At 65.5% G+C, this 26,859-nt stretch carries 30 protein-coding genes and 1 riboswitch; of the genes, 18 read left to right on the top strand and 12 right to left on the bottom strand.

All coding sequences use genetic code 11. From position 1 onward, the window contains the following. Nucleotide 1 precedes the first annotated feature (1 nt). On the top strand, nt 2-631 hold the full coding sequence (locus tag QK287_RS12155) for a V-type ATP synthase subunit D (protein WP_282360303.1): 630 nt from the start codon (nt 2-4) through the stop codon (nt 629-631). After that, nucleotides 628-1,068 (top strand): universal stress protein, encoded by a 441-nt coding sequence (locus QK287_RS12150; protein WP_226774521.1) that lies wholly within the window; start codon nt 628-630, stop codon nt 1,066-1,068. The genes QK287_RS12155 and QK287_RS12150 overlap by 4 nt, the downstream gene beginning before the upstream one ends. A 12-nt stretch (nt 1,069-1,080) precedes the next feature. On the opposite strand, the gene QK287_RS12145 is transcribed toward QK287_RS12150, so the two are convergent. Next, the gene (locus QK287_RS12145; RefSeq protein ID WP_282360224.1) at nt 1,081-2,313 is read right to left on the bottom strand and encodes a cation:proton antiporter; all 1,233 of its coding nucleotides are present in this window, start codon (nt 2,311-2,313) and stop codon (nt 1,081-1,083) included. Between the two features lie 57 nt (nt 2,314-2,370). Here QK287_RS12145 and QK287_RS12140 point away from each other — a divergent pair, with 57 nt between their 5' ends. After that, nucleotides 2,371-3,792 (top strand): DUF2254 domain-containing protein, encoded by a 1,422-nt coding sequence (locus QK287_RS12140; RefSeq protein WP_282360223.1) that lies wholly within the window; start codon nt 2,371-2,373, stop codon nt 3,790-3,792. Between the two features lie 38 nt (nt 3,793-3,830). Here QK287_RS12140 and QK287_RS12135 read toward each other — a convergent pair whose 3' ends face one another. The 3 genes from QK287_RS12135 to trxA form a co-directional block, all read right to left on the bottom strand. After that, complete coding sequence (locus QK287_RS12135; protein ID WP_282360221.1) at nt 3,831-6,473, bottom strand: HAD-IC family P-type ATPase; 2,643 nt, start codon at nt 6,471-6,473, stop codon at nt 3,831-3,833. A 36-nt stretch (nt 6,474-6,509) separates the two neighbouring features. Then, nucleotides 6,510-7,556 carry a Gfo/Idh/MocA family oxidoreductase gene (locus tag QK287_RS12130; RefSeq protein WP_226774517.1) on the bottom strand — a complete coding sequence of 349 codons (1,047 nt, stop codon included), beginning with the start codon at nt 7,554-7,556 and terminating at the stop codon, nt 6,510-6,512. 355 nt (nt 7,557-7,911) lie between these two features. Further along, complete coding sequence (gene trxA / locus QK287_RS12125) at nt 7,912-8,277, bottom strand: thioredoxin (RefSeq protein ID WP_226774516.1); 366 nt, start codon at nt 8,275-8,277, stop codon at nt 7,912-7,914. 163 nt (nt 8,278-8,440) lie between these two features. Between trxA and QK287_RS12120 the strand changes: the two genes are divergently transcribed. The 8 genes from QK287_RS12120 (at nt 8,441) to QK287_RS12085 (ending at nt 12,969) form a co-directional block, all read left to right on the top strand. Continuing rightward, a complete protein-coding gene (locus tag QK287_RS12120; RefSeq protein WP_282360220.1) occupies nt 8,441-8,770 on the top strand; it encodes a rhodanese-like domain-containing protein in 330 nt (109 codons plus the stop codon). Between the two features lie 2 nt (nt 8,771-8,772). Continuing rightward, nucleotides 8,773-9,099 (top strand): metal-sensitive transcriptional regulator, encoded by a 327-nt coding sequence (locus QK287_RS12115; RefSeq protein ID WP_226774514.1) that lies wholly within the window; start codon nt 8,773-8,775, stop codon nt 9,097-9,099. Nucleotides 9,100-9,244: 145 nt separating this feature from the next. After that, a complete protein-coding gene (locus QK287_RS12110) occupies nt 9,245-9,547 on the top strand; it encodes a rhodanese-like domain-containing protein (protein WP_226774513.1) in 303 nt (100 codons plus the stop codon). Nucleotides 9,548-9,653: 106 nt separating this feature from the next. Continuing rightward, nucleotides 9,654-10,262 (top strand): rhodanese-like domain-containing protein, encoded by a 609-nt coding sequence (locus tag QK287_RS12105; protein ID WP_226774512.1) that lies wholly within the window; start codon nt 9,654-9,656, stop codon nt 10,260-10,262. Continuing rightward, nucleotides 10,259-11,023, top strand: coding sequence for a sulfite exporter TauE/SafE family protein (locus tag QK287_RS12100; RefSeq protein ID WP_226774511.1), 765 nt, complete (start codon nt 10,259-10,261; stop codon nt 11,021-11,023). The genes QK287_RS12105 and QK287_RS12100 overlap by 4 nt, the downstream gene beginning before the upstream one ends. A gap of 170 nt (nt 11,024-11,193) precedes the next feature. Next, nucleotides 11,194-11,706 carry a DinB family protein gene (locus QK287_RS12095; RefSeq protein WP_282360219.1) on the top strand — a complete coding sequence of 171 codons (513 nt, stop codon included), beginning with the start codon at nt 11,194-11,196 and terminating at the stop codon, nt 11,704-11,706. A 77-nt stretch (nt 11,707-11,783) separates the two neighbouring features. Further along, nucleotides 11,784-12,242: a universal stress protein gene (locus tag QK287_RS12090; protein ID WP_282360218.1), complete on the top strand. Its 459-nt coding sequence runs from the start codon at nt 11,784-11,786 to the stop codon at nt 12,240-12,242. A 73-nt stretch (nt 12,243-12,315) separates the two neighbouring features. Continuing rightward, complete coding sequence (locus QK287_RS12085) at nt 12,316-12,969, top strand: DNA alkylation repair protein (RefSeq protein WP_282360216.1); 654 nt, start codon at nt 12,316-12,318, stop codon at nt 12,967-12,969. Nucleotides 12,970-12,991: 22 nt separating this feature from the next. Here QK287_RS12085 and QK287_RS12080 read toward each other — a convergent pair whose 3' ends face one another. Continuing rightward, nucleotides 12,992-13,267, bottom strand: a complete 276-nt coding sequence (locus QK287_RS12080; RefSeq protein WP_282360215.1) for a hypothetical protein — start codon at nt 13,265-13,267, stop codon at nt 12,992-12,994. 172 nt (nt 13,268-13,439) lie between these two features. Beyond that, nucleotides 13,440-13,638: riboswitch (cyclic di-AMP (ydaO/yuaA leader) on the top strand. Between the two features lie 4 nt (nt 13,639-13,642). On the opposite strand from QK287_RS12080, the gene QK287_RS12075 reads away from it, so the two are divergent. Continuing rightward, entirely contained in the window at nt 13,643-14,377 is a 735-nt protein-coding gene (locus QK287_RS12075) for a hypothetical protein (protein WP_282360214.1), read from the top strand. A 57-nt stretch (nt 14,378-14,434) separates the two neighbouring features. On the opposite strand, the gene QK287_RS12070 is transcribed toward QK287_RS12075, so the two are convergent. Beyond that, a complete protein-coding gene (locus QK287_RS12070; protein ID WP_282360213.1) occupies nt 14,435-15,022 on the bottom strand; it encodes a dihydrofolate reductase family protein in 588 nt (195 codons plus the stop codon). A gap of 88 nt (nt 15,023-15,110) precedes the next feature. After that, entirely contained in the window at nt 15,111-16,565 is a 1,455-nt protein-coding gene (locus QK287_RS12065; RefSeq protein WP_226775066.1) for a DUF5129 domain-containing protein, read from the bottom strand. Nucleotides 16,566-16,577: 12 nt separating this feature from the next. On the opposite strand from QK287_RS12065, the gene QK287_RS12060 reads away from it, so the two are divergent. Then, complete coding sequence (locus QK287_RS12060; RefSeq protein ID WP_226775067.1) at nt 16,578-17,231, top strand: DedA family protein; 654 nt, start codon at nt 16,578-16,580, stop codon at nt 17,229-17,231. A 140-nt stretch (nt 17,232-17,371) separates the two neighbouring features. Here QK287_RS12060 and QK287_RS12055 read toward each other — a convergent pair whose 3' ends face one another. Both QK287_RS12055 and QK287_RS12050 read right to left on the bottom strand, forming a co-directional pair. Further along, nucleotides 17,372-19,051 (bottom strand): SulP family inorganic anion transporter, encoded by a 1,680-nt coding sequence (locus QK287_RS12055; RefSeq protein ID WP_226775068.1) that lies wholly within the window; start codon nt 19,049-19,051, stop codon nt 17,372-17,374. 26 nt (nt 19,052-19,077) lie between these two features. Next, nucleotides 19,078-19,782 (bottom strand): endonuclease/exonuclease/phosphatase family protein, encoded by a 705-nt coding sequence (locus tag QK287_RS12050; protein ID WP_226775183.1) that lies wholly within the window; start codon nt 19,780-19,782, stop codon nt 19,078-19,080. Between the two features lie 199 nt (nt 19,783-19,981). On the opposite strand from QK287_RS12050, the gene QK287_RS12045 reads away from it, so the two are divergent. Together QK287_RS12045 and QK287_RS12040 are read left to right on the top strand one after the other, a co-directional pair. After that, complete coding sequence (locus tag QK287_RS12045; protein WP_226775069.1) at nt 19,982-20,266, top strand: DUF427 domain-containing protein; 285 nt, start codon at nt 19,982-19,984, stop codon at nt 20,264-20,266. An 85-nt stretch (nt 20,267-20,351) separates the two neighbouring features. Next, a complete protein-coding gene (locus QK287_RS12040) occupies nt 20,352-21,155 on the top strand; it encodes a thioesterase family protein (protein WP_226775070.1) in 804 nt (267 codons plus the stop codon). 52 nt (nt 21,156-21,207) lie between these two features. On the opposite strand, the gene QK287_RS12035 is transcribed toward QK287_RS12040, so the two are convergent. Further along, the gene (locus tag QK287_RS12035) at nt 21,208-21,591 is read right to left on the bottom strand and encodes a DUF2177 family protein (RefSeq protein ID WP_226775071.1); all 384 of its coding nucleotides are present in this window, start codon (nt 21,589-21,591) and stop codon (nt 21,208-21,210) included. A 16-nt stretch (nt 21,592-21,607) separates the two neighbouring features. Here QK287_RS12035 and QK287_RS12030 point away from each other — a divergent pair, with 16 nt between their 5' ends. Further along, nucleotides 21,608-22,357: a lipoate--protein ligase family protein gene (locus tag QK287_RS12030; protein WP_226775184.1), complete on the top strand. Its 750-nt coding sequence runs from the start codon at nt 21,608-21,610 to the stop codon at nt 22,355-22,357. Nucleotides 22,358-22,454: 97 nt separating this feature from the next. Here the strand turns inward: QK287_RS12030 and QK287_RS12025 are convergent, their stop codons facing one another. Next, the gene (locus QK287_RS12025; RefSeq protein ID WP_282360212.1) at nt 22,455-24,866 is read right to left on the bottom strand and encodes an alpha/beta fold hydrolase; all 2,412 of its coding nucleotides are present in this window, start codon (nt 24,864-24,866) and stop codon (nt 22,455-22,457) included. A 70-nt stretch (nt 24,867-24,936) separates the two neighbouring features. Here QK287_RS12025 and QK287_RS12020 point away from each other — a divergent pair, with 70 nt between their 5' ends. Next, nucleotides 24,937-25,569, top strand: coding sequence for a TetR/AcrR family transcriptional regulator (locus QK287_RS12020; protein WP_282360211.1), 633 nt, complete (start codon nt 24,937-24,939; stop codon nt 25,567-25,569). Nucleotides 25,570-25,595: 26 nt separating this feature from the next. Further along, nucleotides 25,596-26,453: a 3-hydroxyacyl-CoA dehydrogenase gene (locus tag QK287_RS12015; RefSeq protein ID WP_226775074.1), complete on the top strand. Its 858-nt coding sequence runs from the start codon at nt 25,596-25,598 to the stop codon at nt 26,451-26,453. Between the two features lie 21 nt (nt 26,454-26,474). Here QK287_RS12015 and QK287_RS12010 read toward each other — a convergent pair whose 3' ends face one another. Beyond that, complete coding sequence (locus QK287_RS12010) at nt 26,475-26,852, bottom strand: VOC family protein (protein ID WP_282360210.1); 378 nt, start codon at nt 26,850-26,852, stop codon at nt 26,475-26,477. Nucleotides 26,853-26,859 lie beyond the last annotated feature (7 nt).

The following is a 26,859-nucleotide window of genomic DNA, read 5'->3' as shown; positions in this document are numbered from 1 at the left end:
GATGGGGAGGGCCGGCAAGGTCCGGATCGAGCGCCGGTTGGTGACTGCCCGGCACGGCGCGCGCCTGCTGGACCGCAAGCAGCACATCCTCTCCGACGAGCTGGAACGGCTCCAGCTCCGCGCGGAGCTGGCCCGCGGGGAATGGGAACAGCTGGCAACGGAAGCCGCGGCCTGGCTGCGCCGCGCCGCCGCCCTGGACGGAACCCGTCAACTCGAGGCTGCAGTCCCGTCGGATCCCGCCGAAGTCCGGATGCGGTGGGGCAGTGCGATGGGTGTGATGTATCCGGAAGACCCCCAGTGTTCGCTCCCGGCGGCGGCCCGGTCCGGCGGCAGCTCGGCACTGTCCTACACCGCCGCCGTTCATCGCAGCGCCCTTGAAGCGGGCGTGCGCTACGCCGCGGTCCAACGGGCGGAACTGCTTCTAGCCGCTGAACTTGCCGGTACCCGGACCCGGCAGCGGGCGGTGGAGAACCGCTGGATTCCCCGACTGGAAAATGAGCTGCTGGAAATCCGGCGGCAGCTTGACGCACAGGAGCTGGAAGAAAGCCTCCGCCTGCGCTGGGCCGCTGACCGGGCCTCAAGGAACAGCGGCAGGGCACCGCAGGCTTCGGCCACGGAGGAGGAACCATGAGCAATGTGATCCTGGTGGCAGTGAATGATTCCCGTGCTGCCTTCCGGGCGGCCGAAGTCGCCGTCGACTACGCGCGCCGGCTCGGCGCAGGCCTGAGCGTGGTCACCGTCCGGGAACCTGGGGCGCTGGACCGGCACCCCGGGAGCATTGATCCGGCGGCCCTGGCCAAACACGCTGACCTGGCAGCCGAAGCGGCGCTCAGCCACGTGGCCGCACTGGCCGCTGCGGCAGACGTGGCGGTGGCCTTCAAGCAGCGCTCCGGCAAGGTAGCAGCGGAAATCCTGGCCGAGGCCCGGGAGATCGGCGCAGCCTTGATCGTCGTCGCCCTGGTGGACCGTCCCGGAAGCGCAGCCCCCTATATCGGCAGCCACACCCTTCGGCTTCTTGAGTTTTCCCGAGTCCCGGTGCTGGTGGTCCCGCTGCACCGGGGAACCTGATCTTCCGGGAACCTACCCTGGCGTGGGGGGAGCGTTCGGCGTGACCCGTTCGAATTGCTTGGCGACCAGGACGTCAGTCGAGGAATGCGCCAGGATGGACAGGACAATGACGAGCGCCACCAGATGGAATACCTCATCGGCGTATTCCCCGCCGGCTTCGAGGACCAGCAACCCGTACACCACCGAGGCGAAGCCCTTCGGGCCAAACCACATTGCCGAGAGCTGTTCCTTGGCCGGCAGCCCGGTGCCCAGGAACGAGACCAGCAGGGCAAGAGGACGCGCCACGACAATTGCCAGGACCGCGAAGATCCACCCGGTCCAGGCAATTTCGCCGAACAGGAATGTTGGGGTGATCAGCGCACCGAAGACCAGGATGGCGGCGAGTTTCAGCAGCTCTGAGACGAGCTCGCCGAACTGCTCAAATTCTGCACGGAAGCCAGGTCCTGCGGTTGCCACGGTGATACCGGCGGAGAAGGCGGCCAGGAAGAGGTTGGCCCCGGACACCAGGCAGATGGCGAGTACGAGCAGTCCGATCGATACCGCTACCAGCGGCTGAAGACCCTTTGTCGCCTTGAGGAAGGGCAGCCGTTCCAGCCGGATGACAATCAGGGGCACCAGGACGCCGACCACCAGTCCCAGGACGATCTCCTCGGCCAGGAGTCCCAGCTCAAGGTCCCCGCCGCCGCCGAGCGCAACGAGCACCAGAACGATCGGCAGGGCCAGGCCGTCATTGAGGCCCGACTCGACATTGAGCAGGTGGCGCAAGCGGCCAGGGACTTCGGCGCGGCCCACAATGGCGGCCGCAAACACCGGATCGGTCGGTGCCAGCACCGCGCCCAGCAGGAAACTTTCCAGCCAGGGGATCCCGGCCACAAAATGGGCCAGCAGGGCCGTAATGAGGAGCGTCAGTGGAAGCCCCAGAAGCAGCGCCCGGCCCGGCAGACGCCACGCAGACCGCAGGTCCGAGAGCCCCACCTTCATGCCGTCGGTAAACAACACAGAAAACAGGGCAAGCTGGGCAAGGGCCCCGACGACCGGATCCCCGGGCGCTACCGGAAGGACCCCGAGCATGCCCTCGCCCAAAGCGAACCCGCCCAAAAGAAACAACACCGCCGTGGAAAGAATCGTCCGGCTGGCCCGTTCCGAGATGAGAACCGCCAGGAGCAGGAGAACCGCAAAAACCAGCGTCAGCGTCGCAACCACGGCATTCCCTCCGGCGACGGCCACAGCTCGGCTTGATCGCATATTGTGCTGTCCTTGGGCTTTTATCCTAGGCGCGCGGACGGCCATTAGACTCGCATCATGATGGACACCACGGAGAAACGGCCCCGCAGAGCTGCCGTTTCAAGCGTTCGAGCGCGGATCTACACGATCCGCGCAGCCTTTCGTTCCCGGCTCTGGCCCCTGCCGGTCGTGGCGGTAGCGCTGGCCGTCACGCTGGGCGTCGGACTGCCGATACTCGATGACCTGGTGGATCAGCAGCTGCCCGAAGTGCTGCAGAGGTACCTCTTCAGCGGTGGGCCGGAAGCCGCCCGGGCAGTCCTGCAGTCGATTTCGGGCTCCCTCATCACGGTCACCTCCTTGACCTTTTCCCTCACGGTCGTGACGCTGCAGTTGGCTAGCAGCCAGTTTTCGCCCCGGCTGCTGCGCACGTTCACCAGTGACAGTTTTGTGCACGGGACCCTGGCGTTGTTCCTGGGAACGTTCTCGTATTCGCTGACGGTGCTGCGGACTGTCCGCAGCAGCACCTCCACCGGGAGCGAATTCGTCCCGGATATCGCCGTCACGGTGGCTTTTCTGCTGGCCATCGCGAGCGTTGTGGGTCTAGTGCTGTTCCTCGCGCATCTGACCCGTGAGATCCGCGTCGAGTCGATGATGCGCAATGTCCACACGGCAACCTCGGCCACCATTCGGCGCGTCATTCCGCAGTACCAGGCACCGGGAGCCACGGACGCACCGCCCAGCGTCGGCGCGGCCACCGCCGTTGGCGTAGCGGAAAACCCGCGGGGTCAACGGATTATGTCCTCGTCCTCGGGTTTTCTGTCCGCCGTCGACGCTGCAGGCCTGGCTGCGGCCGCCCGGAAGTCCGGGGCAGTCATCCGGCTCGATCAGCGGCCCGGGGCTTCCCTTATTGCCGGCGTTCCGTTCGCCACGGTCTGGGCTTCGGCCGGTAGGCCGTTTTCGTCCGCGGAGTTGGAGGAGCTCACGGCGAAGATCGGTGCCGAGGTGACGATCGGCTTTGAACGCACCGACGACCAGGATCCCGCCTTTGGTTTCCGCCAGCTGGCCGATGTCGCGGCCCGGGCATTGTCTCCCGGGACCAACGATCCGACGACGGCGGTCCACGTCATCGGACACTTGTCCAGCCTGTTGTGCGAACTGGTGGGGCGCGACCTTAGTGACGAGCGGATTAGAGACTCTGACGGCACGGTCCGGGTCATCCTGGCCCGGCCCCGGTTTTACGAATTTTTGTCCATTGCCGTATCGCAAATCCGCCACTACGGCCTTCAGGACGCTGCGGTTGGAAGCAGGCTCCTGGCACTGTTCGAAGAGGTCGCCTGGTGTGACCGGCGAGGGGCTGCGCTGGAGGCACTGCACAGCGGGCTGGGCGAGGTGCGCGAAAGTATGGAGTTGCACAGCTATACAAGCGCGGAAAAACGCATGCTGGTGGACAAGTATGAGCACGTCAGGACGGCCGTGTCCGGCGGAGACCCGTTGCGCTGATGACGGCCGGCATCGTGCCGCAGGATACCCGGCGGACGTTACGTGGCCGGGGCATCGTGGCGGTGGGCCCAGCGCCGGACCGCCTTTTCTGCTTCGACAATGATCAGCACTGTCGATCCGATGGCCGCGCAAAGGAGCCATTCCCCGGCGCTCAACGCAGTGAGCTCGAGCAGTCCGGCGGTGAGCGGCCAGCTCATGACGGCCCAGTGCAGGCCGAGTGCGGCCACGGAAGTAAAAAGGAGCGGCTTGTTGGCCAGCAGCCTGAGCTGGAAAAGCGACTTGTTCTCGGCCCGGGAACTGAAGACCTGGAAGAAACTGAGCATCACGAACACTGTCAGCGCCAGGGTCCTGGCATGGATTTCGGGGTAACCCGCATGCAGCTCCACGATGAAGCTCAAAAGCACTGCCAGCGCCATCCAGGCACCGGTGATTCCGGCCCGGAACCAGAGGGTGCGTGAAAGGATTCCGTCGGAGGGGGGCCGCGGAGGGCGGCTGAGTTCATCACCTTCCGCCGGTTCGAACGCCAGGGCAATGTCCTGGACCCCGTTGGTCACCACGTTCATCCACAGCATCTGCACGGGAAGGAACAGCAGGGGAGTGCCGGCGAAGACGCTCAACGTCACAGCTACCAACGCTGCGGCCCCGGTGGAGAGCAGGAAATACGTGGTTTTGCGGATGGCGGCGAAAGTGACCCGGCCTTCTTCTACCGCGTGCACAATGGTGACGAAGTTGTCATCGGTCAAAACGACGTCGGCTGCTTCCCGGGCCACGTCCGTGCCGGATTGGCCCATCGCGACGCCAATCGTTGCGGCCCGGAGCGCCGGGGCGTCATTGACGCCGTCGCCGGTGACGGCCACCACGTTGCCGGCGTTCTGGAGGGCGTGGACGATCCTGAGTTTCTCCACCGGGGAGACCCGGGCCGCGACGGAAGTCTGTTGCAGGCGGGCGGCGAGCATGTGATCGTCCAGCTCCGCCATTTCGGAACCGGTCAGGGCAGGTTTGTCCGTCGAGAGCCCGAGCCGCCCGGCGATGGCCGTCGCGGTGACCGGGTGGTCGCCGGTGATCATCATGACTTTGATTCCGGCCAGCCGGCACCGTGCGATCGCGTCAGCCACTCCGGCCCGGGGCGGGTCGGTCATTCCTTCCATGCCAAGGAACATAAGCCCGGACGGGGGCGGCAATACGGCAGGGATTTCCTCGCCGGCGGCCAGGCTGCGGGACCCGGTGGCGATAACGCGCAGGCCATCCCGGCCCATCTCCGCATTGGCCGCATGGATCAATGCCTTGTCCAGCGGGTCCTCGCCGGCCCGGCCGGCCATTGTGCCGGCTGCGTCCATGACCGCTTCCGGGGACCCTTTGACGTACAGCGTCCGCCCGCCTTGGGCGTCGGCGTGGATTGTCTGCGAGTACCGCAGATGCGGTTCATAGGGCTGGTGGCGCAGGGCCTGGGCGGTACGGTCCTGTTCACTGATGGCGCCCCGGGCCACGGCGGTTTTCGCCATGGCAGCATCAACGGCGTCGCCGGAGTACTCCAAGTCCTCGTCCTCGGAGGAGAGCGTTGCCTCGTTGGTCAAGGCACCGGCACGCAGAACAGCCCGGACAAGGGCCGTGTCCGCGCCGCCGTCGTGGTCTCCGGCCGAAATCTCCAGGGGGCCCGCAGTGGTCCAAAGCCTTTCCACCGTCAACCGGTTCTCGGTCAGGGTCCCTGTTTTGTCTGATCCGATGACTGTGGTGGAGCCCAGGGTCTCGACGGCGGGCAGGGTGCGGATGATGGCATTGCGCTTCGCCATCCTTGACACGCCGAGGCTGAGGGCCACGGTGAGCACGATGGGAAGGGACTCCGGGATGGTGGCTACCGCCAGTCCCACGGATATCCGGAACATGGTGGAGACGTCGTTTCCCAGCACCAGCCCGGCGATGAAGATGAAGACAAGTGCCGCAAGGATGATCAGGCCAATTCGTCGTTCCAGGTTCCGGGTGAGCAGCTGCAGCGGTGATTTGCCCGGTGGGCCCTGGACGAGGGCATTGATTTCACCCAGCGCAGTTCCGGCCCCGGTCGCAACAACAATTCCCTTGCCCCTCCCACTGCCCACGAACGTGCCGCTGTAGGCAATATTTGCCCGATCCGCGTCGGAAACATCGGCCGGCAGCTGTTCGGTGCGTTTGGTGGCGGCGAAGGGCTCGCCGGTGAGCATAGACTCGTCCAGCTGCAGGCCGGTGGTTTCGAAGAGCCGGAGATCGGCCGGGACACGTTCACCGCTTTCGAGCAGCACCACATCGCCGGGCACAATCTCAGGCCCGGCAACCACCTGTTCGGTGCCGTCCCGCAAGGCCCTGCATGAGGGCGTGGAGAGCGATTGCAACGCCCGGACGTCAGCCTCAGCCTTGCGCTCCTGGACATACCCGAGGGCGGCATTGATACACAGGATGAGGAAAATCGCGCCGGAATCCACCCAGTGCTGCTGAATGAGGGTGACCACGGCGGCGGTCAACAGGATCCCAATCAACGGGCTGACGAACTGCCGCACCAGCACCCGCCACCAGGGCGTGGCTGCTGCGACGGTCAGTTCGTTGGACCCGGCATCGCCCAGTCGACGGGACGCCTCCGCTGCGGTGAGTCCGGAGGGCCCGGACGTCAGCCTGGCAAAGACGGCTGCCGAGTCCAACGCATGCCACGGCACGGGCTTCGCGTCCTTAGCCGGTGGCACTGGCGGCCGCTACCGCTCGTCGCTGGCGTAAGAAAGCCCGATCTGGCTCCGGACCGCGTCCAGGGCCAGCATGACCTGCACACTCTCGCGGGGCGAAAGGATATCGTTTGCCGTTGCGCCGGCGGCAATGAGCCGCTCGATTTCCCACGCCTGGTACTGCATGCCGCGGCCGGTGACCGGTTCGTCGAACCGCTCGACGACGGTGCCGCCGTCGTCGTACCGGGTGAAGCCGGTGGGGGTGTACCAGACCGGATCGATTTCGATGCGGCCTTCGGTGCCGATGACGGCGGCCCGGTTGGGCCCCGCGGTGTCCAGCGCGCACTGCAGGACGGCCTGCTGTCCATCCGGATAGTCGAAGATCATCGAGCTCTGGCGGTCGACGCCGGTAGCTGTCATGCTGGCGGCTCCCTGGATCCTGGTGGGGTTCCCGAACACATCGAAGGCGAAGGACACCGGGTAAATACCCAGGTCAAGGAGGGCGCCACCGCCGAGGGCGGGATCGTTGAGCCGGTGCTCCGGGTTCTTGGGCAGGTTCTGGTTGTGGTCCGCAATCAGCGTCCGGACGTCGCCGAGGGCCCCTGAACGGATCAACTCACGAATACGGACCATGTGCGGCAGATAGCGCGTCCACATGGCCTCAAGGGCAACCAGTCCGCTCGACTCGGCCAGGTCCACCACGGCCCGGGCCTGCCACGCATTCATGGCAAACGGCTTTTCGACCAGCACGTGCTTTCCGGCGTTGAGGGCCAGCAACGCGTGCTCGTAGTGAAAGGGGTGCGGCGAAGCAATGTACACAACATCGACGTCGGGGTCGTTTACCAGGGCTGCATAGCTGCCATGGGAAGACTGCAGCTGAAATCCAGCGGCAAACTCCCTGGCTCTCGCCGGCTCGCGGGATCCCACCGCCTGCACGCTGAAACCGTGCCCGACCAGATCCGAGGTCTGCAGCCCCGCGATGAATCCGGTGCCCAGGATTCCCCACCGGACAGGTTTGCCGGAGCCGCCCGGGGAGCCGCCGGAACCTTCAGCGGAGCGGGTTGCGGCGGTGTCTGACATGGCGGTGGATCCCCTCGGGCAGGCGGTCAAGAGGGCGTCGGGTGCGAAGTGGAGCGAAGCTACGCCGTCTGCTTATGCTAGCCCAGGGCGGTCCCCGGAGCGCTGCGAAGACGGGCCGGAAAGCCTTCCACCAGTTGGTGAAGAAGCTTCCCGGCCCGCCGTCGGATTACTTGCAGGTGCAGCGCTGTTCTGCGGCGACGTCGGCCATAACGGAATCGACATGCTCGCCGCAACCGGCCCAGGTGATCTTGCCACAGCTGTTGCAACGGACGGGACTACACATTGGTTTTCTCCTTGGTTGTGGTGGTGAAGCTGATTCGGCTGGGAGCCCTGTCTTGAGGGCGCTAGTGAGTGGTCAGGACGCGGCTGCGGTGGACATCTTGCTGCGGACGTCCTCCATGTCGAGCCCCTTCACGGCGGTGATGAGCTCCTCAAGGCCGGCGGCGTTCATGGCGCCGGGCTGGGAGAAGACCAGGATGCCCTCGCGGAACACCATCAGGGTGGGGATGGAGGTGATGTTGGCGGCCGCGGAGAGGCCTTGTTCGGCTTCGGTGTCGACTTTGGCGAACACGACGTCGGCGTGCACCTCCGAAGCCTTGCTGAAGGTGGGTGCAAACATCCGGCACGGGCCGCACCATGATGCCCAGAAGTCCACCAGCACAATGTCATTGCCGGAAATGGTGTCGTTGAAGGTCTTTTCGGAGATGTCGAGGGTTGCCATGCCTCAACTGTATACCCCCGGGGGTATAACCGCAACCGCTCCTTTGTTGGGTTCCGGACATTGTCCGCTCGGGAGGCGGCGCTTGCCTATATACCCCCGGGGGTATCACAATGGAAGAATTAGGCCCGTGCCCGGAGCCCCGGGAGGCCGGAAGGAAAGCGGTATGAAAAGCATTTCTGTTGATGATCTGGCAGCGCTCGCACCCGAGGTCCCCATTATCGATGTCCGGGAGGCTGAGGAGTATAACGAGGCCAATGTTCCGGGCACCAGGAACCTGCCGCTGTCGCGGCTGAGCCACTCCCTGGGCGACATTCCGATCGGGCGTGCGGTCTACGTTATGTGCGCCTCCGGCGGGCGCAGTGCGCGGGCCACAGCGCACCTGGTGGAGCAGGGCTACGACGCGGTAAACGTCCTGGGCGGCATTACTGAGTGGTACCGCAATGGTCACCCCGTTTCATATGGCCCTGTGTTATATCGCCGCGGAAGTGATTGAGCATGTCCTCGGTAGCCAGCGTTCCGGCGCCAACCCCGGGCAATAATGCCGGCCGGCGCCGGACTGTCAACCGGCTCAAAAGGGCCCACGGGCAGCTCGCAGCCCTGATTGCCGCCGTCGAGTCCGGGCCCGATTGCGGGAGTGTAGTCACCCAGCTCTCGGCTGTCCGCGGCGCCTTGGACAAGGCGGGTTTCGAGCTCATTTCGGCAGCGATGGGCGAGTGCCTCGCCGGGGCGCCGCCTGAACCTGAGGCAACAACTCCCGACGGCGCGGCGGGCCAGCAACTCACACTTGAGGAAATACGAGGATTGTTCCTGCGCCTGGCCTGAGGTGCCGGCGCCTCCCGGGACGTCGATGCCGAGGGGATCGGCCCGGACCCGGGCCTGAAATTTGAAACCACATACCCCGAGGGGTATGTTGTATAGGGCCGGATTCGCCACGTAGCCGTACCAGCATCCCGAAAGGTGCAACCCCATGGACATGACCTCCCAGCAGCTTAGCGACCACCTCCAGAAGGACAGCGACATCCAGATTGTGGATGTTCGCGAGGCCGATGAAGTTGCATCCGGCATGATCGCCGGAGCCAAGCACATCCCACTGGGTGAATTGCCGGCCCGGCTGGGGGAGTTGGACAAATCCCGCCGTGTGGTTGCCGTCTGCCGCAGTGGCCGGCGTAGCGAAGCCGCCGCCGAGCAGTTGGCAGCGGCCGGCTTTACTTCCTTCACAATGACCGGCGGGATGCTGGACTGGACCGCGGCCGGACTCCCCACAGGCTGACCCCTTACGGGTGTGCCGGGGCATCGTTCCCAGTTTTGAGCTGCCAGGCCACCCTCCGCTTCCGCGCCCAACCGCCGGAACCGCCCAAGCCAGACCGAAAGAGATTATGACTATCGCACCCAACACCGCCTCAGCCCGCCCCGCGCCGCAGACCATTGACGCGTCCACCCTGAAGGACTGGGAGGACAACCACGATGACCTGATGGTGATCGATGTTCGCAGCGGCGCCGAGTTTGATTCCTTGCATATCAAGGGCTCTTACCATGTTCCGCTGCCCATGCTCAGTGAACATACTGAAGAGTTTGCCACCAAGATGGGCACCCGCGTGGTCCTGGTGTGCCAGTCCGGAAGCCGGGCCGAACAGGCCCGAAAGTACCTCGACGCCGTTGGCCTGGGCAGCGCCAGCGTGCTGGCCGGCGGGGTTCCTGCCTTCGCTGCCGCCGGCGGCAACGTAGTCAAGGGCAAAAGCACCTGGGCCATGGAACGCCAGGTCCGGATGACAGCCGGATCCCTGGTCTTGGCCAGTGTGGTGGGCAGCAGGTTCCTCTCGCCGAAACTGGGCCTGCTCGCCGGCGGCATTGGCGCCGGGCTGACGTTCTCGGCTGCGACCAACAGCTGCGCCATGGGCCAGATGCTTTCCAAGATGCCCTGGAACCGTTCGGTCAATGAGCCCACCGCACACCAGGCGCTGCAGAACCTGGGCATCAAGGCGTGATCATCACCGCGGCGGCGTTCGGACTGATCGTCGGCGGCCTGCTGGGCTTGGTTGGCGGCGGCGGGTCCATCCTGGCCGTCCCCGCCCTCGTCTACGGGGTGGGGCTGCCGCTGAGTGCGGCAATCCCGACGTCGCTGGTTGTGGTCGGAGCATCCTCCGCCGTCGCGGTGTTGCCCCGGCTGCGGGGCGGTGTGAACTGGCGGCTGGCTCTTATCATCGGCGCAGCCGGCACGGCTACCGCGTATCTTGGTGCTTTCGTTAACCGGCTCCTCGACCCGAAGGTTTTGCTGCTCGCCTTCGCCGCCATTATGGTCCTCGCCGGGATCCGGATGATGCTTCCGTCCAAGGCGTCCGGCGGTTCCTGCGCCTTGCCCGGCGGAGGCGTCAACTGGCGCAGCTGCCTGCCCAAGGCAATCGCCACCGGTGCCGTCGTGGGGTTCCTGACCGGTCTCCTCGGAGTGGGGGGCGGCTTCCTGATCGTCCCCGCCCTGACCCTTGTCCTGGGCCTGCCGATGGCTGTGACCGTTGGCACCTCACTGGTGATCATCGTGATCAACTCGGTGGCCGGCTTTGCTGCACACCTCGGGGACCTGCAGATCGACTGGGCCGTGACGTCCGCCTTCGCCGGCGCGGCCATGGTCACGTCCCTCCTTGCCGGCAGGCTCGGGACCAGGATCCCGGACAAAGTCCTGAAGCGAAGTTTCGGCGTCCTGGTTCTGCTGGTCGCAAGCTACGTGACGGTGCAGGCGCTGCTCTCCTGAATACGTTCGCACGGCGGCGGTGTGCTGAAGGCGGTGTGCTGAAGGCGTGTGCTGAAGGCGGGACGCAGGATCGAAGATCAGGCCGGACTTAGGATCGATTCGGCCCTATCCGGGGGAGTGTTCTCCGTGCAAGCATGGGGCGGAGCGACGCTACTCGATGAGGGGACTCGATGAAATCCAACGAACTGTTGCTGGACGCCTTCGGCCGGCTCCGTGAAACCGTGGCAGACACCCTTGACGGGAGTGACGGTACGGCCCTCCTCCGTCGGCCAGCGGGCACCGGAAACTCGATGGCTTGGCTGATCTGGCATCTCAGCCGGGTGGAGGACGCGCAACTCGCCGCTGCGGCAGGACTGGAACAGGTCTGGATTGCGGAGGGGTTTGCGGATCGTTTTGATCTGCCCCTGGCTGCCAAAGACACCGGATACCGCCATACTTCGGACCAGGTCGACGCGGTGAAAGCCTCCCCGGAGCTCCTGGCGGAATACTATGACGCGGTTCACCGGCAGACCGTGCAGTTCCTGGAATCCCTCGGCGACAAGGACTTCGACCGCATTGTCGATACCCGCTGGGACCCGCCCGTCACCCTTGGGGCGCGGCTGGTCAGCACCCTTGCCGATTGCCTCCAGCACGTGGGCCAGGCAGCCTTTGCGAAGGGGCTGAAACCCGCCGTCGAGGTCTAGGCCACTGGCACCGGCTTTCGCTCCCGCCACGACCGACTCGCCCACCTCGCCCACTGAATCTAGAGAATGGAAAAGACATGACCAGTACAGGCCCGTTTGTCATTGTGGTTGGTTTTGACGGCTCAGAGAATTCGGACAGTGCACTGAAGTGGGCCGTGGATGAGGCAAAGCGCCGCAATGGCCGGATTCGCCTCATCACCGCCTGGAGCAAGCCCCCGCTCGCCTGGTACCCCGCACTGTTGGAAACGGCCGCCGGCGAAGTTGTGGCAGAGGACTCCCCCCGACGCGCAGCCGAGACGTTGCAGGCTGCTGCCCTGGAGACTGCTGAAAGCCAGGGCGTGGCAGCCAGTGGAGAGGTCGTTCACGGCGATTCGGCGGCGTCTGCATTGCTCGACGCCGCCAAGGCTGCCGACCTCGTTGTCGTGGGGGCGCGTGGTCACGGCGGATTCCCCGGGCTGCACCTGGGATCGGTGGCAACACAGATCATCAATCACGCGCCCTGCCCTGTGCTCGTTGTCCGGCCCAAGGAGTCTTGAGCAGCGGGGCCCGTTGGCTCGCCCCTTGCGGTCCGGATCATCAACAGCCCAGGGTCTGCGGGAGAATATCCCCATGAGCTATGCGTGTGATGCTATTGACGCGGCCCTCCAGCGCGAGTCCTCGTGGAGCCGAGCCGAGGACGCTGAGGCCAGGCACGGCAGCAATCACCGGTACTACGGTGCATCGGTCGGAGCCGTCCGCGGAACCGTCCGTGACACCCTCCGCCGCCATCCAGAACTGACCCATGATGACATCACCGCCCTGGGCTCCGAGCTGTGGGACGTGCCGGTCTTTGAACGCCGCCTCGCCGCCGTTGTGCTGCTGCAGTCAAAAGTGGGCGTGCTGACCAATACGGACCTGACCCGGATCGAGGGATTTGTGCGGAGTGCGCGGCTGGGCGCCTTGGTTGATCCGCTGGCCATCGACGTCGTTGGTCCCCTGATCGCCGGGCTCGACGTCGTCGGCAGGGTGCGCGCCGACAGCGTCCTGGACCGTTGGATTCGGGATCCCGACGGCTGGCTGCGCCGCGCGGCCCTGCTGTCCCCGCTGCGCGCACTCCGCACCGGCGCAGGGGACTGGCCCCGGTTCGTGCGTCACGCCCGATCGGCGCTGGCGTGCCCACCCCGAGCGGAGTCGGGGCAGGACGGCGAGAGTGCGGTCACCGACGTCGCGGTGGCCCTGATGCTCGCCGAGATGGAACGGCACCGGCCGGAGCTGGAGTTCTGACCCGGACGTCCCGGCCGGCAAGCTACCCTGTGTGGCCCGGTCGGCGCTCCACAACGGCGTAGGCCTTTTCGTCGAAGAACTCCCAATCCGTGATCACCATGTAGCCGAGGGTATCCACGCGGTCATTCAGGACGCGAACATCGAAGCCGCCGTCGCGTGGCTCGGCGTCCCACGTCGAAACGTGGACTTCCCCGTTTTCCAGGACCAGCAGTTCGGTGTTGACACTGAAGTCCGCCAACGGCTGGTTACTGAGCTGGCAGATTGCCACAGCGGGCCGGGCGGCGTGGGGAGCGGTCATTTTCGGGCCTCTGCTTCGGGGGACGGTGTTGGCAACATCCTATGCCTGTGACCGCGTGCGGGAAGGGCCAGCGGGCCCCCGCAGCCCGGTCCGCCGTTACCGCAACGTGACATGTTGTGATCATTCCGTTATCTTTGTTAGGTGCCTGTTGTCTCCGAGACGGGCTCTCCCCAGCCGATTGCCTAACTCTGCCGCGGCGCGGGGATAACTCGCAGCAACGTCCGGCAGAGACGGGGAAACCACTTTTGGCCCGCTGTTCTCCAGGGGTCTTGGGGTGAAGCCGCACGGCCCGACATGATCGGGTCCGCGTGCGGCCGGGTGTCTCCCATCCGAATCCGACAGCTCACCCCGCAGGCATTGGGAGAGGCTCAACTAATGACTTTCAGCAACACTCACGCGCCCAACCGCGACGATCTTCGCAGTACCCGCCGCACCATCGGCCGTCAGGCCGCAGTCTTCGCCGCCGCTTCCGGAATGGTTTTCAGCGGCGCGATGGCCGCCAATGCAGCGGACGTGCCTGCCCAGCGCGACTCCGCACCCGCGAGTTCCGTCGATGTCAAGGGCGTGGTCGCCGCCCCGGTTATGGCGGACTCCGCTGTGCAGATCACCTTCGAACGCCCCGTCGTTGAGACTGCCCCGGCGCCCGTGGTCGAGGCACCCCAGCCCGTCGCGGCCCCCGCAGCACCGGCCCGTGCGGCCGCCCCTGCCGCCCCTGCCGCCGCGAAGGCTACTGTCAACGTCCAGGCTGCACCTGCGCCGGCAGCGGCTCCTGTTGCTGCCCCGGCTGCCGGCGGGGTCAATGCCACCCTTCTGGCCGTGGCGTACGGCCAGGTCGGCATCACGCAGGACTGCACCGCGATGGTCGAGAAGGCCCTGAACGCTGCCGGCATCCCGGTTGGTGACATTGGTCCGATGGGCTTTATGAACTACGGGAAGGTAGTCGGCGACCCCCAGCCCGGAGACATCATTGTCCAGTCCGGCCACGTTGCCATCTACGCCGGCAACGGCCAGGCCATCAGCGGCGGCATGAACGGTGTCAACGCCACCATGGCCCACCCGCTGTCCTGGCTGACCGCCACGGGGCCCGTAACGTTCGTCCGCGCCGGCTAGCACAACCGCAGGCACTGTACTGAAGGCCGGTCGATCGGTTGCCTTGGGGGCAGCGGATCACCGGCCTTCGGTCTGCCCGGAGGCAGGCTCCGGGGAATACCGCAGCAACACCACCCCGCTGCCGAAGGTACGGCTCTCCAGCAGCCGGAGCGCCGTGATGTCATCGGCCGCCTGAAACAAAGGCTTGCCCCGGCCAAGCAGGACCGGGTGCACATAGATCCGGTACTCATCGATCAGCCCCAGCCGCCTGAAGGCCTCCGCGAGCTCTGCACCGCCCAGCGCAAGGTCGCCATCCGAGTGTTCCCTGAGCCGCCTCACGTCCCCGGGAACGACCTCGCGCACCACCTGCGTATTCCAGCCGGCCTTCGACAAGGTCCTGGAGTAGACGACCTTGGGCATGTCCCGCCAGATCCCGGCGAACTCGATCTCCGGGGCCGTGCTGGACGGGTCCTGGGCGGCCGTGGGCCAGTACTCGGCCATCATCTCGTACGTCACGCGGCCGTCTAGAAACGCTCCCATGCCGCGGAGCTCTTCGTTAAAATGTTGGTGCAGTTCTTCATCGACCCGATGCCAGCTCAGGTCCTGCCCCGGCCCCTCGATGAATCCGTCCAGGGATACCTGAAACATCAGAATGACTTTGTGCATTGCATCACTCCTTCGCTGCCCGGCACCCCGGGAGTTCGAGCGTACGCCGCAGTTCGGCTCTCCGGTAGGGTCAATTCCGGCCGAACCGTTAGAAGCTGGATGAACTGCCGGACCCGGAGAAGCTTCCGCCGCTTGCGCCGTAGCCGGTGGTGCCGCCGCCGCCGCGGGCGCTTCCGACGCTGCTGACACCGGTGTTGAAACCGGAGTTGAAAGTGGGAACGGAGAAGAAGTAGTAGGCCGGGTACACGGTGCCAAGGATGCTGGGCTCGTAGGTACGCCCGTACTTGGCTTTGCTGCCGGCCTGGGCGCTTTCCATTTCCTTGCGCATCAGGTTGGCTTCCTTTTCGTTTTTGGCGTAGCCGGCGATGACGGTATCCGCGTGGTCCCTGAGCAGCTCGGAGAGCTGGGTGCGTGCGTCCCGCAGCCGGTCCAGGGCCGTCTCAGGGCTGATGGTTCCGTCCGCGAGTTCCGCCGTCCACCTTTCGATATCGCGGTGGCTTGTGTCCCGGAACGAACGCAGGGCCGCTGCGGTCGCCGTGTTGCCCCCGGCGTTGCGCTTGCTGAGCATCTGTTCAATTGCCGCGAGGTCGGCGCGGAACGGAGCGAGCTGCCGGTCCCAGGCAGGCGCCCACACGGAGCCACGATTGAGCAGGGCATTGGTGTCGGCGATAACGTCGTCGAGGGCATCCAATTCGGCGGCGGCGTCGGCGTAGCTGCGGATCAGTTTCAGGTTCGGCCGGCGGCTGAGGTCCCTGGCGGACAAGGAATGGACCTGGTTGGAGAGACCGGTGGCCGTGCGGTACTTCGCCATAAAGGTCCGGTGCTTTTCCAGCACTGTACTGCCGTAGCGGGACGCTTCCGGGATGGTGCCGGCGTTCAGTTCGGTGACCTGGAGGTCCATGCTGACGCTGGCGTAGCTCGCGTCGCCGCGAGCCTGTTCCTTGCGGCTGCTGAGCCTGGTCCGCCACCGCACGATCAGCCAGGTCGCGGCGCCGGCCACGGCGGCAGCCGCGGCACCCCAGGCCGCGACGAGGAAGGCTGTGGACCGGTACCAGGGCTGGTTGATCAGTTCGGCGCCGCGCTGGATGCCGGCGATGGTGCCGGTTGTCCACTGGGCATCGCGAAAGAGCTCCTTGGTAGCGTTCTGGATGTCCTCGCGCTGATCCAGCGAGACCTTCCGGTCCTCGCCCATGTACGTGCCAACATGCCGGCCCACCGGGTCCAGGGCGAAGATATAGAGCCCGTTCGCCCATTTTTGCCCGTCCTCGCTGATCCATTCCGGATGTTCGGACCGGGCGAAGCGCAGGACTTCCTCGTTGAGGTTATCCGACGCCGCACCACTGTAGGTGTAGACGGCCACCTTGGTGGGCTGGTAGAAATCAATCTGCCGGATTGCAGGCAGGAGGGTTTTTTGGTCAAGTACGCCCGCCTTGTCCTCCACAACGATGTCGGAAGCGGTAACGGCCTGTGCCGCCGGACCGGTCCCCGCCAGTCCGATCAACACGAGAGCGAGGACAGCACGTATTTTCCGAACGATTCCCATTTCCCGAGCGTAGTGCCTGCTGTCGATGGCGTCGACGGGGTGGGTGGCCTGGCCGGTCTAGCCGCGCGCGCAGTTGACGCCCTTGGTGAATGGGGTGTGGGACTCTTTACCCTGGCGGAGACGGTCTTCCCGCCCATTCCCAGCGAGGTCATCCTTCCGCTGGCGGGGTTCCTCACGCGGCAGGGGAGCATAAACATGGCTCTCGTGCTGGGCACCAGTACCCTGGGTGCCTACCTTGGCTCCTTGCTGCTGTATTGGCTGGGGGCGCGGCTGGGGCTGGAGCGGTCCATTCGGTGGTTGTCGAGGGTCCCGCTGATGGACCGGGAAGACTGTGAAAAAGCCGCAGACTGGTTCAGCCGTCATGGAAAGTCCGCGGTTTTTTTCGGCAGGCTGCTGCCGGGCGTTCGAAGCCTGATCTCGTTGCCTGCCGGCGCCGGGCGGATGCACCTCGGCACCTTCAGCGCGTTCACGGTTGCGGGGAGCGGAATCTGGAACGCGCTGCTAATCGGGCTGGGGGCACTGCTCGGGGCGCAGTACCGGCTCATTGACGAGTACTCCCGCTTTTTCAACGTTGCCGCCTACGCTGCCTTGGCTGCCGTCGCCGGCTGGCTTATCCTCAAGGGAATCCGACGGCGAAACAGCAGGTCAGGGCGGGGTGGGGCCTAAAGGCACCATGACGGCGGGCCCGCACCCACGCCATCGGGCAGGTCGGTGAACTCCAGGGCGTGAGCGGACGCCGTGTACTCGTGACGGTCAGGCCGGACGGCACGATCGACGTGATCACGTTGCAGGACTGAGGCCCTGCCCTACTCTAGGCCGAAGGCTGCCTTGTAGCTTCGCACCGCGTTGGAGACGGTGGGGTAGAAGTGTTCCGGGCCAAACCGGCTGCTGGCCCCAAACCGGATCAGCCGGTCCTTGATGGGACCCTTCATCTCGGCGAAGACCAGGCTGATCCCGCCCCTCGCGAGCTCGTCGTCGAGCGCCACAAGGTCATCCAGTGCTGTGGTGTCCAGGCCTGTGATGGCCTCCGACGCGACAATCACCCAGTGCACGGGGTGGGTCGTGCCGGCGACGAGCATCCTGATGTGATCGGTGAAGACGGCCCCATTGGCGAAGAACAGCGGCGCATCGAAGCGGACGATGACCAGGCCGGGGACCCGGTGGCCCTCGGGATGCCGGCTCAGGTCGTGGTAGCCGGGAACGTCCGGCACGCTGCCCAGTTCGGTTCGGTAGGGGTCCAGTGCGCGCAGGACAAAGGCGATCAGGGACAGGCCGATGGCGACAACAATCCCCTCCAGCACCCCCACAAAGGCGACGCCCAGGAACGTGGCAACCAGCAGTGCGGCCTCGGTCCGGCTCATCTTGAGCAACCGCAGCAGCGTTCGGACGTCGAAGATCGACGCCGCGGCGACCACAACCACACCTGCCAGCACGGGTGCGGGCAGGTACGATGTGACGCCGGGCGCCAGGACCATAAACAGCGCCACGAGAACGGCGGCAAAGACTCCGCCCAACGGACTCTTGGCGCCGGCTTCGAGGGCGATGGGCGTCCGCGAGGTGCTGCCGCTGATTGGGAATCCGCCGAAGAGGCCGCTGGCCAGATTCGCCATGCCGAGGGCACCCATTTCCTGGTTCCCGCTGACGTGCGCTCCGCTCCGGGCGGCCAGGCTTTTGGAGAGCACCGAGGTATCGGCAAAGGCAATCAGCGCGATGCCTGCCGCCGGGCCGACCAAGGCCAGCACGTCAGCGAAGCTGACTCCGCCGAGGGCCGGGAGCGGCAAGCCGCGGGGCAGGGCTCCGACGGTGGGGAGCGCCGGCGCCAGGTTCAGTGCCGCGGTCAGCAAGGTGGCCGCCACGACGGCGATCAGCACGCCGGGGAGCTTCCAGGGCAGAACACGGCACACCACGATGACGGCGATGGTGCCCGCGCCGAACAAAAACGCGAGGGGTTGAACGGCGCCCCGTGCCACTTCCGTGAAGGTGCCCGTTGCGATGCCAACAAGCGAGCCGCCGGGGGACGGGAAGCCGAGCAGTTTAGGCAACTGGCTGAGCATAATCGCCACGGCGATTCCGTTAAGGTAGCCAACGCGGATGGGTTTGGACAGCAGGTTGGTGACAAAACCGAGCCTGAGGATCCTGCCCGCCAGGAGCAGCCCGCCGATCATCAGCGCCAGGAGACCGGCCAGGGCTACGGCGTGGTCCGGATCCTCGCCGGCGAGCGGCAGGAGGGCTGCGGCGATCATCGGGGCCAGGCTGGAATCCGGTCCGATAATCAAGACCCTGGACGGTCCGAAGACGGCGTAGACGAGCAGCGGGATGATCGAGGCGTAGAGGCCTGTGACTGCCGGCAGCCCGGCGGCCTGGGCGTACGCCATTCCGGTGGGGATGAGGAAGGCACTGAGGGCCGCGCCGGCCATCAGATCCGATTTCAGCCAGATTCGCTTATAGTTGCGCACCGTCAGGAGCCCGGGCGGGGCTTTGGGCACCCAAGCTCCCCGCACGGTGCAACTGCCTACGCAGCTGGGGACGAGGAGGTGCCGGTGGCGTCCTGGCCGTACTCCGCCGAGATAAGGATGGGGAGGTGGTCTGAGGCGCCCCGGGGGAGGGTTTCCACGCTTTCGATATTGAGGCCCTGCGAGGTGGCGAAATCAAAGTGTCCCTTGAACACCTTGTAGCGCGTGTAGGTGCGCCGGTCGCTGAGGGTCAGGTCGTAGCCGGCATCCTTCATTTCCTCCGTGAGGTACTTCGTGAAAAACGGGTAGTTGAAGTCGCCCACCATCAGCGACATGAGGCCACCGCCCATGCTCAGCAATTCCGCATGGGCCGCATGGATCTGGTTCCGCCGCAGTGAGTTCGAAGCGGTCAAAGGAGCCGCGTGGAAGGAAGCGATAACGAGGTTGTGATCCGTTTCGTTGTCCACCACCCGGGTACCGATGAGCCGTTCGTGGGCGGGGGACAGGACCCGGTCATGCAGGGACTTCTTCAGCGCGAAAGTCTTCGTCTCATAGGCGCGGAACCGGTCCCTGCGGTAGTAGATCGCCAGGCCCAGCCGGTTGCCTTTGGTGGAGTCGGCAAGGTGCAGATCACCGATCGTGTCCGGGAGATCGTCAGTGTCGCATTCCTGCAGGCACAAGGCATCAATGCCAAAATTGTGCGCCAGATCAACCAGCTCGCCGCTGGCATGGTGCTTACGCAGGTTGTAGCTGATGACTCGAATCAGGGGGCACCTCTTCAGCGGATAGTCGCGGGAATTCACTTCCGAGTCTACCCAGTCGAGTGAATCGGCGGGGACTTAACGCCGCGGTTCCCGGCCGTTCCAGTGGAATCTTTGGGCGGCCCCCGTCGTTGAACCAATGGCGGGCAGCGGGGCGCGCCCGCCTGAACAGGCGTCCGATCCACCAACGGAAGAGAACATCATGGCAAAGGCAATCTGGAACGGCAAGGTCATCGCGGAGAGCGAAAATACTGTCATGGTGGAGGGAAACCACTACTTCCCGTTGTCCTCGGTGAACTCCGACTACCTTCAGGAGAGCAACTACAGCACCGTCTGCCCCTGGAAAGGCAAGGCCAGCTATTACAGCCTTGTGGTCGGCGGCCAGCGCAACGATGATTCCGCCTGGTATTACGCCGAGCCAAAGGCGGACGCCCGGCAGATCAAGGACCATGTTGCCTTCTGGCGCGGTGTCCGGGTAGAAGACTGAAACCTGCCCGGTTGAGGGCCGGCCTGCCGGCGCAGCGGAAGCGATAGTGTGTTCTGGGATTACCAGCCACGCGAAAGGGCAGACGTTGACTTTTGAACTACCGGTGCTTGCCGAGGGCAATTTCTACTACGAATCGCTGGGCGGCGGGCGTTTTCGCTCCACCATCCACGCCCAGGGAGCCTGGAATGTACACGAACAGCACATGGCACCCGCCTCGGGCATTATGGCCGACTGCCTTGCACGGCATAACCCGCGCAACGATATGCGGATGGCACGGCTGAGCTATGAGATCCTCGGGCTGATTCCGGGCGGCGAATTCGAGGTTGTCACCACGACCCTGCGGCCGGGCCGGACCATCGAACTGCTGCAGGCCGAACTGGTGGCCGGCGGCCGCACCGCGATCCGGGCCACGGCGTGGCGGATGATCACTTCCGACACTTCAGCCGTCGCGGCCTTTGAGGACCCGAAGATCCCCGCACCGGAGGACTGCGAACCGTACGACGCGGCCACCGTCTGGCCGGGCGGGTACATTGCCTCGCTGCAGATGCGGATCGCGGACGGACACCGGGCCGGTTCGGGCACCGTCTGGCTGCACACGGACCATCCGCTGACGGACACAGCGGACAGCAGTGACCTCGCCCGGCTGATCGGGCTGGTGGACACCGCCAACGGCATTGCCGCCCGCGTTCCGCCGGGCACCGGCAGCTACGCCTTTCCCAACCTGGACCTCCAGATCCACATGTACCGGCGCCCCGAAGGGGAGTGGCTGGGACTGGACAACGAAGTCTCGTTCGGTACGGACGGAATTGGCCTGACGTCCACCGTGCTGCACGACCTCAACGGCCCGTTCGGCCGCGCCGAGCAGATCCTGACGCTCCGGAAGTCCTAGCGCGCGGCCGGCCCGTCCGGCGCCATCCGCGCTGGCGCCGGTGGAGCGCCGCCTAGTGGAACACGAGCCAGCCGACGACGGTGGCAAGGCCGGTCAGCACAGCGCCCCAGGCAATGTCCGCCACCACGATGACCAGCGGCCAGTTCTTCAGGGTCGAAGCGTTCGTCAGGTCATAGGTGGCGTAGGCGAAGGTTCCCAGCGCGGCGCCGTAGCCGAGTGCGGTGAGCCAGCTGCCGCCGTCGAGCGCGGGCTGGAGCGCGAAGAAGACGATCCCCGCGATGTACAGCACGTAGAACACAACGGCGTACCCTAGATTGGGTTTGTCTGCCATAAGGTGCCCGAGATGGCTTCGATAGAACTTGCTCATCGACTTGAGCCAGATGGAATCGATGACGGCGAATGCGGCGGCCACGACGAGGAATTGCAAGATGAGCATAAGGGAGCATAACAAGATGCCGGAGGCCGCTGGCGCAGCACGGACGCTGACGATTTTCCGGCAGGAAGAATCGCTGGGGGCAGCCGCGGACCTGGACCTCGCCCTGGAGCTGCTCCGGAAGGTCAAAACCGGCGAAGCGGGGGCCATGCTCCGGCTCTACCGCCCGGCGCCCACGGTGGCCTTCGGGCAGCGGGACACCCACCTGCCGGGCTTCGATGCCGCGGCGCTGGCCTGCCGCGAGCTGGGGTTCGAGCCGCTGATCCGCAAGGCAGGCGGACGCGCCGCCGCCTATCACGAGGGCACGCTGGTGATCGATCACCTGGAACCGGCCACAGACGCGATCGCCGGAGCCAAAGGGCGTTTCTCCTTCTTTGGCGAACTGCTTGCGAGCGCCCTGCGGACCGCCGGCGTCGACGCGGCGGTGGGGGAGATTCCCGGTGAATACTGCCCGGGCGAGTTCAGTGTCCACGGGCAGGATCCGCAGGTGCCCCGGCGCCAGCTCAAACTCGTTGGTACCGCGCAGCGCGTGGTGGCCGGTGGCTGGCTGTTCAGCTCGGTTATCGTCGTGCAGAACTCGGTGCCGATCCGCGCCGTGCTGGAGGCAAGCTACGCGGCCCTGGGCTTGGACTGGGACCCTGCCACCGCGGGCGCCGTCAACGACCTTGTCCCGCACCTGGACGTGGATGCCGTCGAGGCGGCAGTGCTCGACACCTACGCCCGCTACGCAGCCCTGGCCTACGGCGACTTCGGCAGCCTGTTCAGCTGACGGGTGCCGGGAGTGAAGCTGCCGGCACCCGCCAGGGGCTGGTCTCCTTGCTGATGAAAGCGGCCAAAATCCGTCAGGACTGGCCCCGAAGGGCGGATCAGCGGCGTGCCGTCCGGCGGTCTGCGACGCGCCGTGCGAGGAAGTCCTCCACTACCGCTGCAAACTCGTCCGGTGTTTCGATCTGGGGCATGTGACCCGTCTTTGGGAAGACGTGGGACTCGGCGCGTGGCAATGCCGCGGTCGCCGCCTTGAGGTGGCTGAAGGGGAGGACGTGGTCGTGGTCGCCCCAGGCCACGAGCATCGGAATGTCCGACTGCGCCAGGGCCGCCATGAGGTCAGCCCGCCATTCTGCCCTGACGCCGGAGACGGTGCCGAGATCGCGGGCGACCTCGAGCAGGGTCCTGCGGTGCGTCGCCCGTCGCGACAGGGCGTAAGCCTGGCCGACCCGGGCATCGGTCACCAGCGCCTTGTTGTAGAAGATCGACTCCACAGTTCGGCGGGAAGCGGCCTCAGCAGGACGCGTGAGCAGAGCCGCGAGGGGCCTGACCGTGAGCAGGCGCAGGACCAGCGCGACCTCCTGGCCGAACCCGGCGCTGTTGGCAAGTACGAGGGCTGAGACGCGGTCCGGATGGTCCGCCGCCAGTTTCATGGCAACGGCGCCGCCAAGCGAGTTGCCGATCACGGGCAGCGGCTCGTGCACCCCGACGGCGTCGAGGAAGGCAGGCAGAGAGCCGGCAAGCTTGGCCAAAGTCGCGGGTCCGGAGAGACGGTCGGAGTAGGCGAAGCCGGGCAGGTCCACGCTGATGAGGGTGTGCCGCGCCGCGAGCCGTTCGTGCTGCTCGTTCCAGTCCTCCAGGCTCTGGCCGATGCCGTGCAGGAGCAGCATGGGATCCCCGCTGCCGGTCTTCCGGTAGCGAAACCGCGCACCGCCGACGTCGACGTGCCCGGTGCCGGGGAGGTCGAGCGGATCCGGGAGCGCCGCCGCCGTCGTCGTCCGTCCGGATCCGCGCACCTGCTGCCCGCGCCGGCCGAAACGAACGTGGTCCGTGACCCGGCCGGCCCTAAGCAGGGCGAAGTCGCGGAAGTAGTTCTGGTGCAGCCGCCAGGGCGACTCTGCCCCCTGCCGGGGGAGCTTGTCGGCGCCGCGCAGGATGTAGCCGGCCTTCAGGTCAATCAGGGACGTCAGCTCAGCGCCCGCGACCTCGGCGGGTGCTTTGGGTGCCACCCACTGCAGGTTCCGGCGGTCGAGGTGCTTGAGCAGCCTGCAGATGTATCCCGCGACCAGATCGGCTTTGAGCGTCCATGATGCGTTGGTGTAGCCGATAGTGAGCGCAAAGTTGGGCACGCCGTCGAGCATCATGCCTTTGTAGGTCAAAGTTCGGCCCACGTCCACCGGCTCGCCGTCGACGGTGAGGGTCATCCCGCCAATCACAAGCAGGTTCAGTCCTGTTGCCGTGACAATCACGTCCGCCGGGATTGACCTGCCCGAGGCCAGATCAATTCCGTCCGGAGTGATCCGCGAGATCTCGTCGGTCACGATGTCGGCGGTACCGGCGCTGATCGCCCGGTAAAGGTCCCCATTCGGGATGGCGCAGACCCGCTGGTCCCAGGGCTGATACGACGGGGCCAGATGCGTGTCGACGGCGAATCCGGCCGGCAGCTTGGCGACTGCCGATTTGCGTAGAATCGCCTTCATTGTTTCCGGCCGCCGCCGGCTCAACTGGTACGTGAACATCGAAAAGAGGATGTTCTTGGCCCGGACGACGTCGTAAGCCAGTTGAGCGGGCAGCTTTCCGCGGAGGCGGTCGGCCAGGTGGTCCCGGGACGGGACGGGCGCGATGTACGTGGGGGAGCGCTGCAGCATGGTGACCTTGGCGGCAGACTTCGCCATCGACGGCACGAGCGTCACTGCGGTAGCCCCGCTGCCGATGATCACCACCTGCTTGCCCTCGTAATCGAGGTCGGCCGGCCAGTGCTGCGGGTGCACCATCGATCCGGCGAAAGTGTCGGCGCCTTCGATGTCCGGGGCGAAGCCTTCGTCATAACGGTAGTAGCCCGAGCAGACGGACAGGAAGGAGCAGGTGAACGTCACTTCCTCGGCGGTCGACGACGGATCGTCCTGTCGGTATTCGCTGCCGGTCGTGCGGGTGGCCGTGACCGTCCACAATGCGGTGTCGCTGGACCACTCGGCCGAGATGACCCGGTGGTTCAGGCGGATCTGCGATCCGAGGCCCTCATCCGAAACCGTCGCCTCGATGTACTCGCGGATCGAGTCGCCGTCGGCGATCGCCTTGGCACCTTCCCAGGGCCGGAACGAGTAGCCGAGGGTATACATGTCGCTGTCGGAGCGGATGCCCGGGTACCTGAAGAGATCCCAGGTGCCGCCCACGGCGCTGCGTGACTCCAGGATTGCGAAGGTCTTCCCGGGTGCCTCGCGTTTCAACCGGCTGGCGAAACCTATGCCGCTCAGCCCGGCTCCAACAATCAAAACATCCACGTGTTCACTCATGTCGCCAAGTTATCGACTTAGCGTTGACAGAGTCAACACCGCGTCGAAAAATTGGATTAGGATGGGCGGCATGGTTCAACGAGGACGACGTACCGCGAGGGTCTCGGGGGATGAACGCCAGGATGCAATCCTTGCTGCCGCCGAGGCGCTCCTCGGCGAGCGGGGCTTCGACGACATTTCAATTGAAGACCTTGCCCGTGGCGCCGGCATCTCCCGTCCCACCTTCTACTTCTACTACTCCTCCAAAGACGAGGTGCTGCTGGCGCTTCTGGACCGCGTGATCACCGAGGTGGAACACCGGGTCGGTGACTTGCCGCGGGATTTCGAAAGCGATCCCGCGGCAGCGTGGACCCGTTCCATCGGCATGTTCGTGGCGGTGTTCGCGTCCCACCGCGGCGTCGCCACGGCGGCGATCACGGCCCGTTCCCGCAACGATGAGGTCCGCAAGCTCTGGTCCAAGTCGATGCAGTCCTGGGCCGACTTCTCGACCGATGTGATCACCTCAGAGCAAGCCAGGGGGGCCGCGCCGCGGGGTATCGATGCCCACGACCTCGCCGTGAGCCTCAACCTGATGAACGAGCGGGTGATCACCGCGGTGCTCAACCAGGAGAGCCCCGCCATCGCCGAGTCACGCGCACTGGACGTGTTATCAACCATCTGGATCCGCAGTATCTACGGGTCCGTCAACCCCGGCCGCCCCTAGCGCCCGGCTCGAAAGGAAAAACTCGAATGCCCGACATCAAAACGCTGACCGTGCTCGGTACCGGAGTGCTCGGATCGCAGATCGCCTACCAGGCCGCCTTCCACGGATTCGAGGTCACGGCCTATGACATCGACGACGCGGCTCTCGAAAAGGCCCGGGCCCGCTTCGATCACCTCGCCGGTATCTACCGGGAACAAACGGTTGCCGGCGCCGTGGCGGGAAAGGCTGAGGCAGCTCTTGGCAACCTCCACCTCACCGCTGACCTCGGGGCCGCCGTCGCGAACGCTGACCTCGTGATTGAAGCGGTACCGGAAATGCTTGAGCTCAAGCGGAACCTTTACCGCAAGCTCGCGGATCTTGCTCCCGCCAAGACCATCTTCGCCACCAACTCCTCAACCCTGCTGCCCAGCGACCTCAAGGATTCCACCGGCCGCCCCGACCGCTTCCTTGCCATCCACTACGCCAACAACATCTGGACGCAGAACATTGCCGAGGTGATGGGCACCGCCGACACGGACCCGGCGGTGTTCGACGCCGTCGTTGGCTTCGCCCGAAACAGCGGACTGGAGCCGATCGAGATCAAGAAGGAGAAAGCGGGGTACGTCCTGAACTCGCTGCTGGTCCCGCTCCTGAATGCGGCCGCCGGCTTGCTGCTCCAGGGCGTCGCCAGCCCCGAAACGATTGACAAAACCTGGCGCATTGCTACCGGAGCACCGAGCGGCCCGTTCCAGATCTACGACGTTGTGGGCCTGGGAACCGCGTACAACATCGCCTCGTCCTCAGCCGACGCCGGGTCGCAGGCGTTCGCCCGGTACCTGAAGGAGAGCTACATCGACAAGGGCAAGCTTGGCGTCGCGACAGGCGAAGGCTTCTACAAATACTGAGTCCGCCGGCGGCTCAACCGCTTAGTCCGGGTCGACGTCCTGGACCGTTCGGGACAGCAAGCAGAACTCGTTGCCCTCGGGATCAGCCAGTACCACCCAACTGGCATTCGGGCCTTGGCCCACATTTGTGCGCTGCGCGCCGAGGGCGAGCAGGCGCTCCAGTTCCTCGGCAGTGGAGAAGCCGTCGGCCCGCAGGTCGAAGTGCAGCCGGTTCTTGATGGTCTTGCCTTCGGGCACCGCAATTACATCGATGGAGGGCCGGGTTTTATCCTGCGGCGCAATGCTGATGACGTCGCTGTCCGCTTCAACAACGTGCCAGCCCAGGACGGCGCACCAGAAATCGGCGACCACTTTTGGCCTGATCGCGTCGATGGCAACAGCAGCTAATTGACTGGGCATGGCCCCA

The organism is Arthrobacter sp. AL05 (assembly GCF_029960715.1).
Classification (GTDB): domain Bacteria; phylum Actinomycetota; class Actinomycetes; order Actinomycetales; family Micrococcaceae; genus Arthrobacter.
This window is presented reverse-complemented; position numbering and strand designations above follow the sequence as displayed.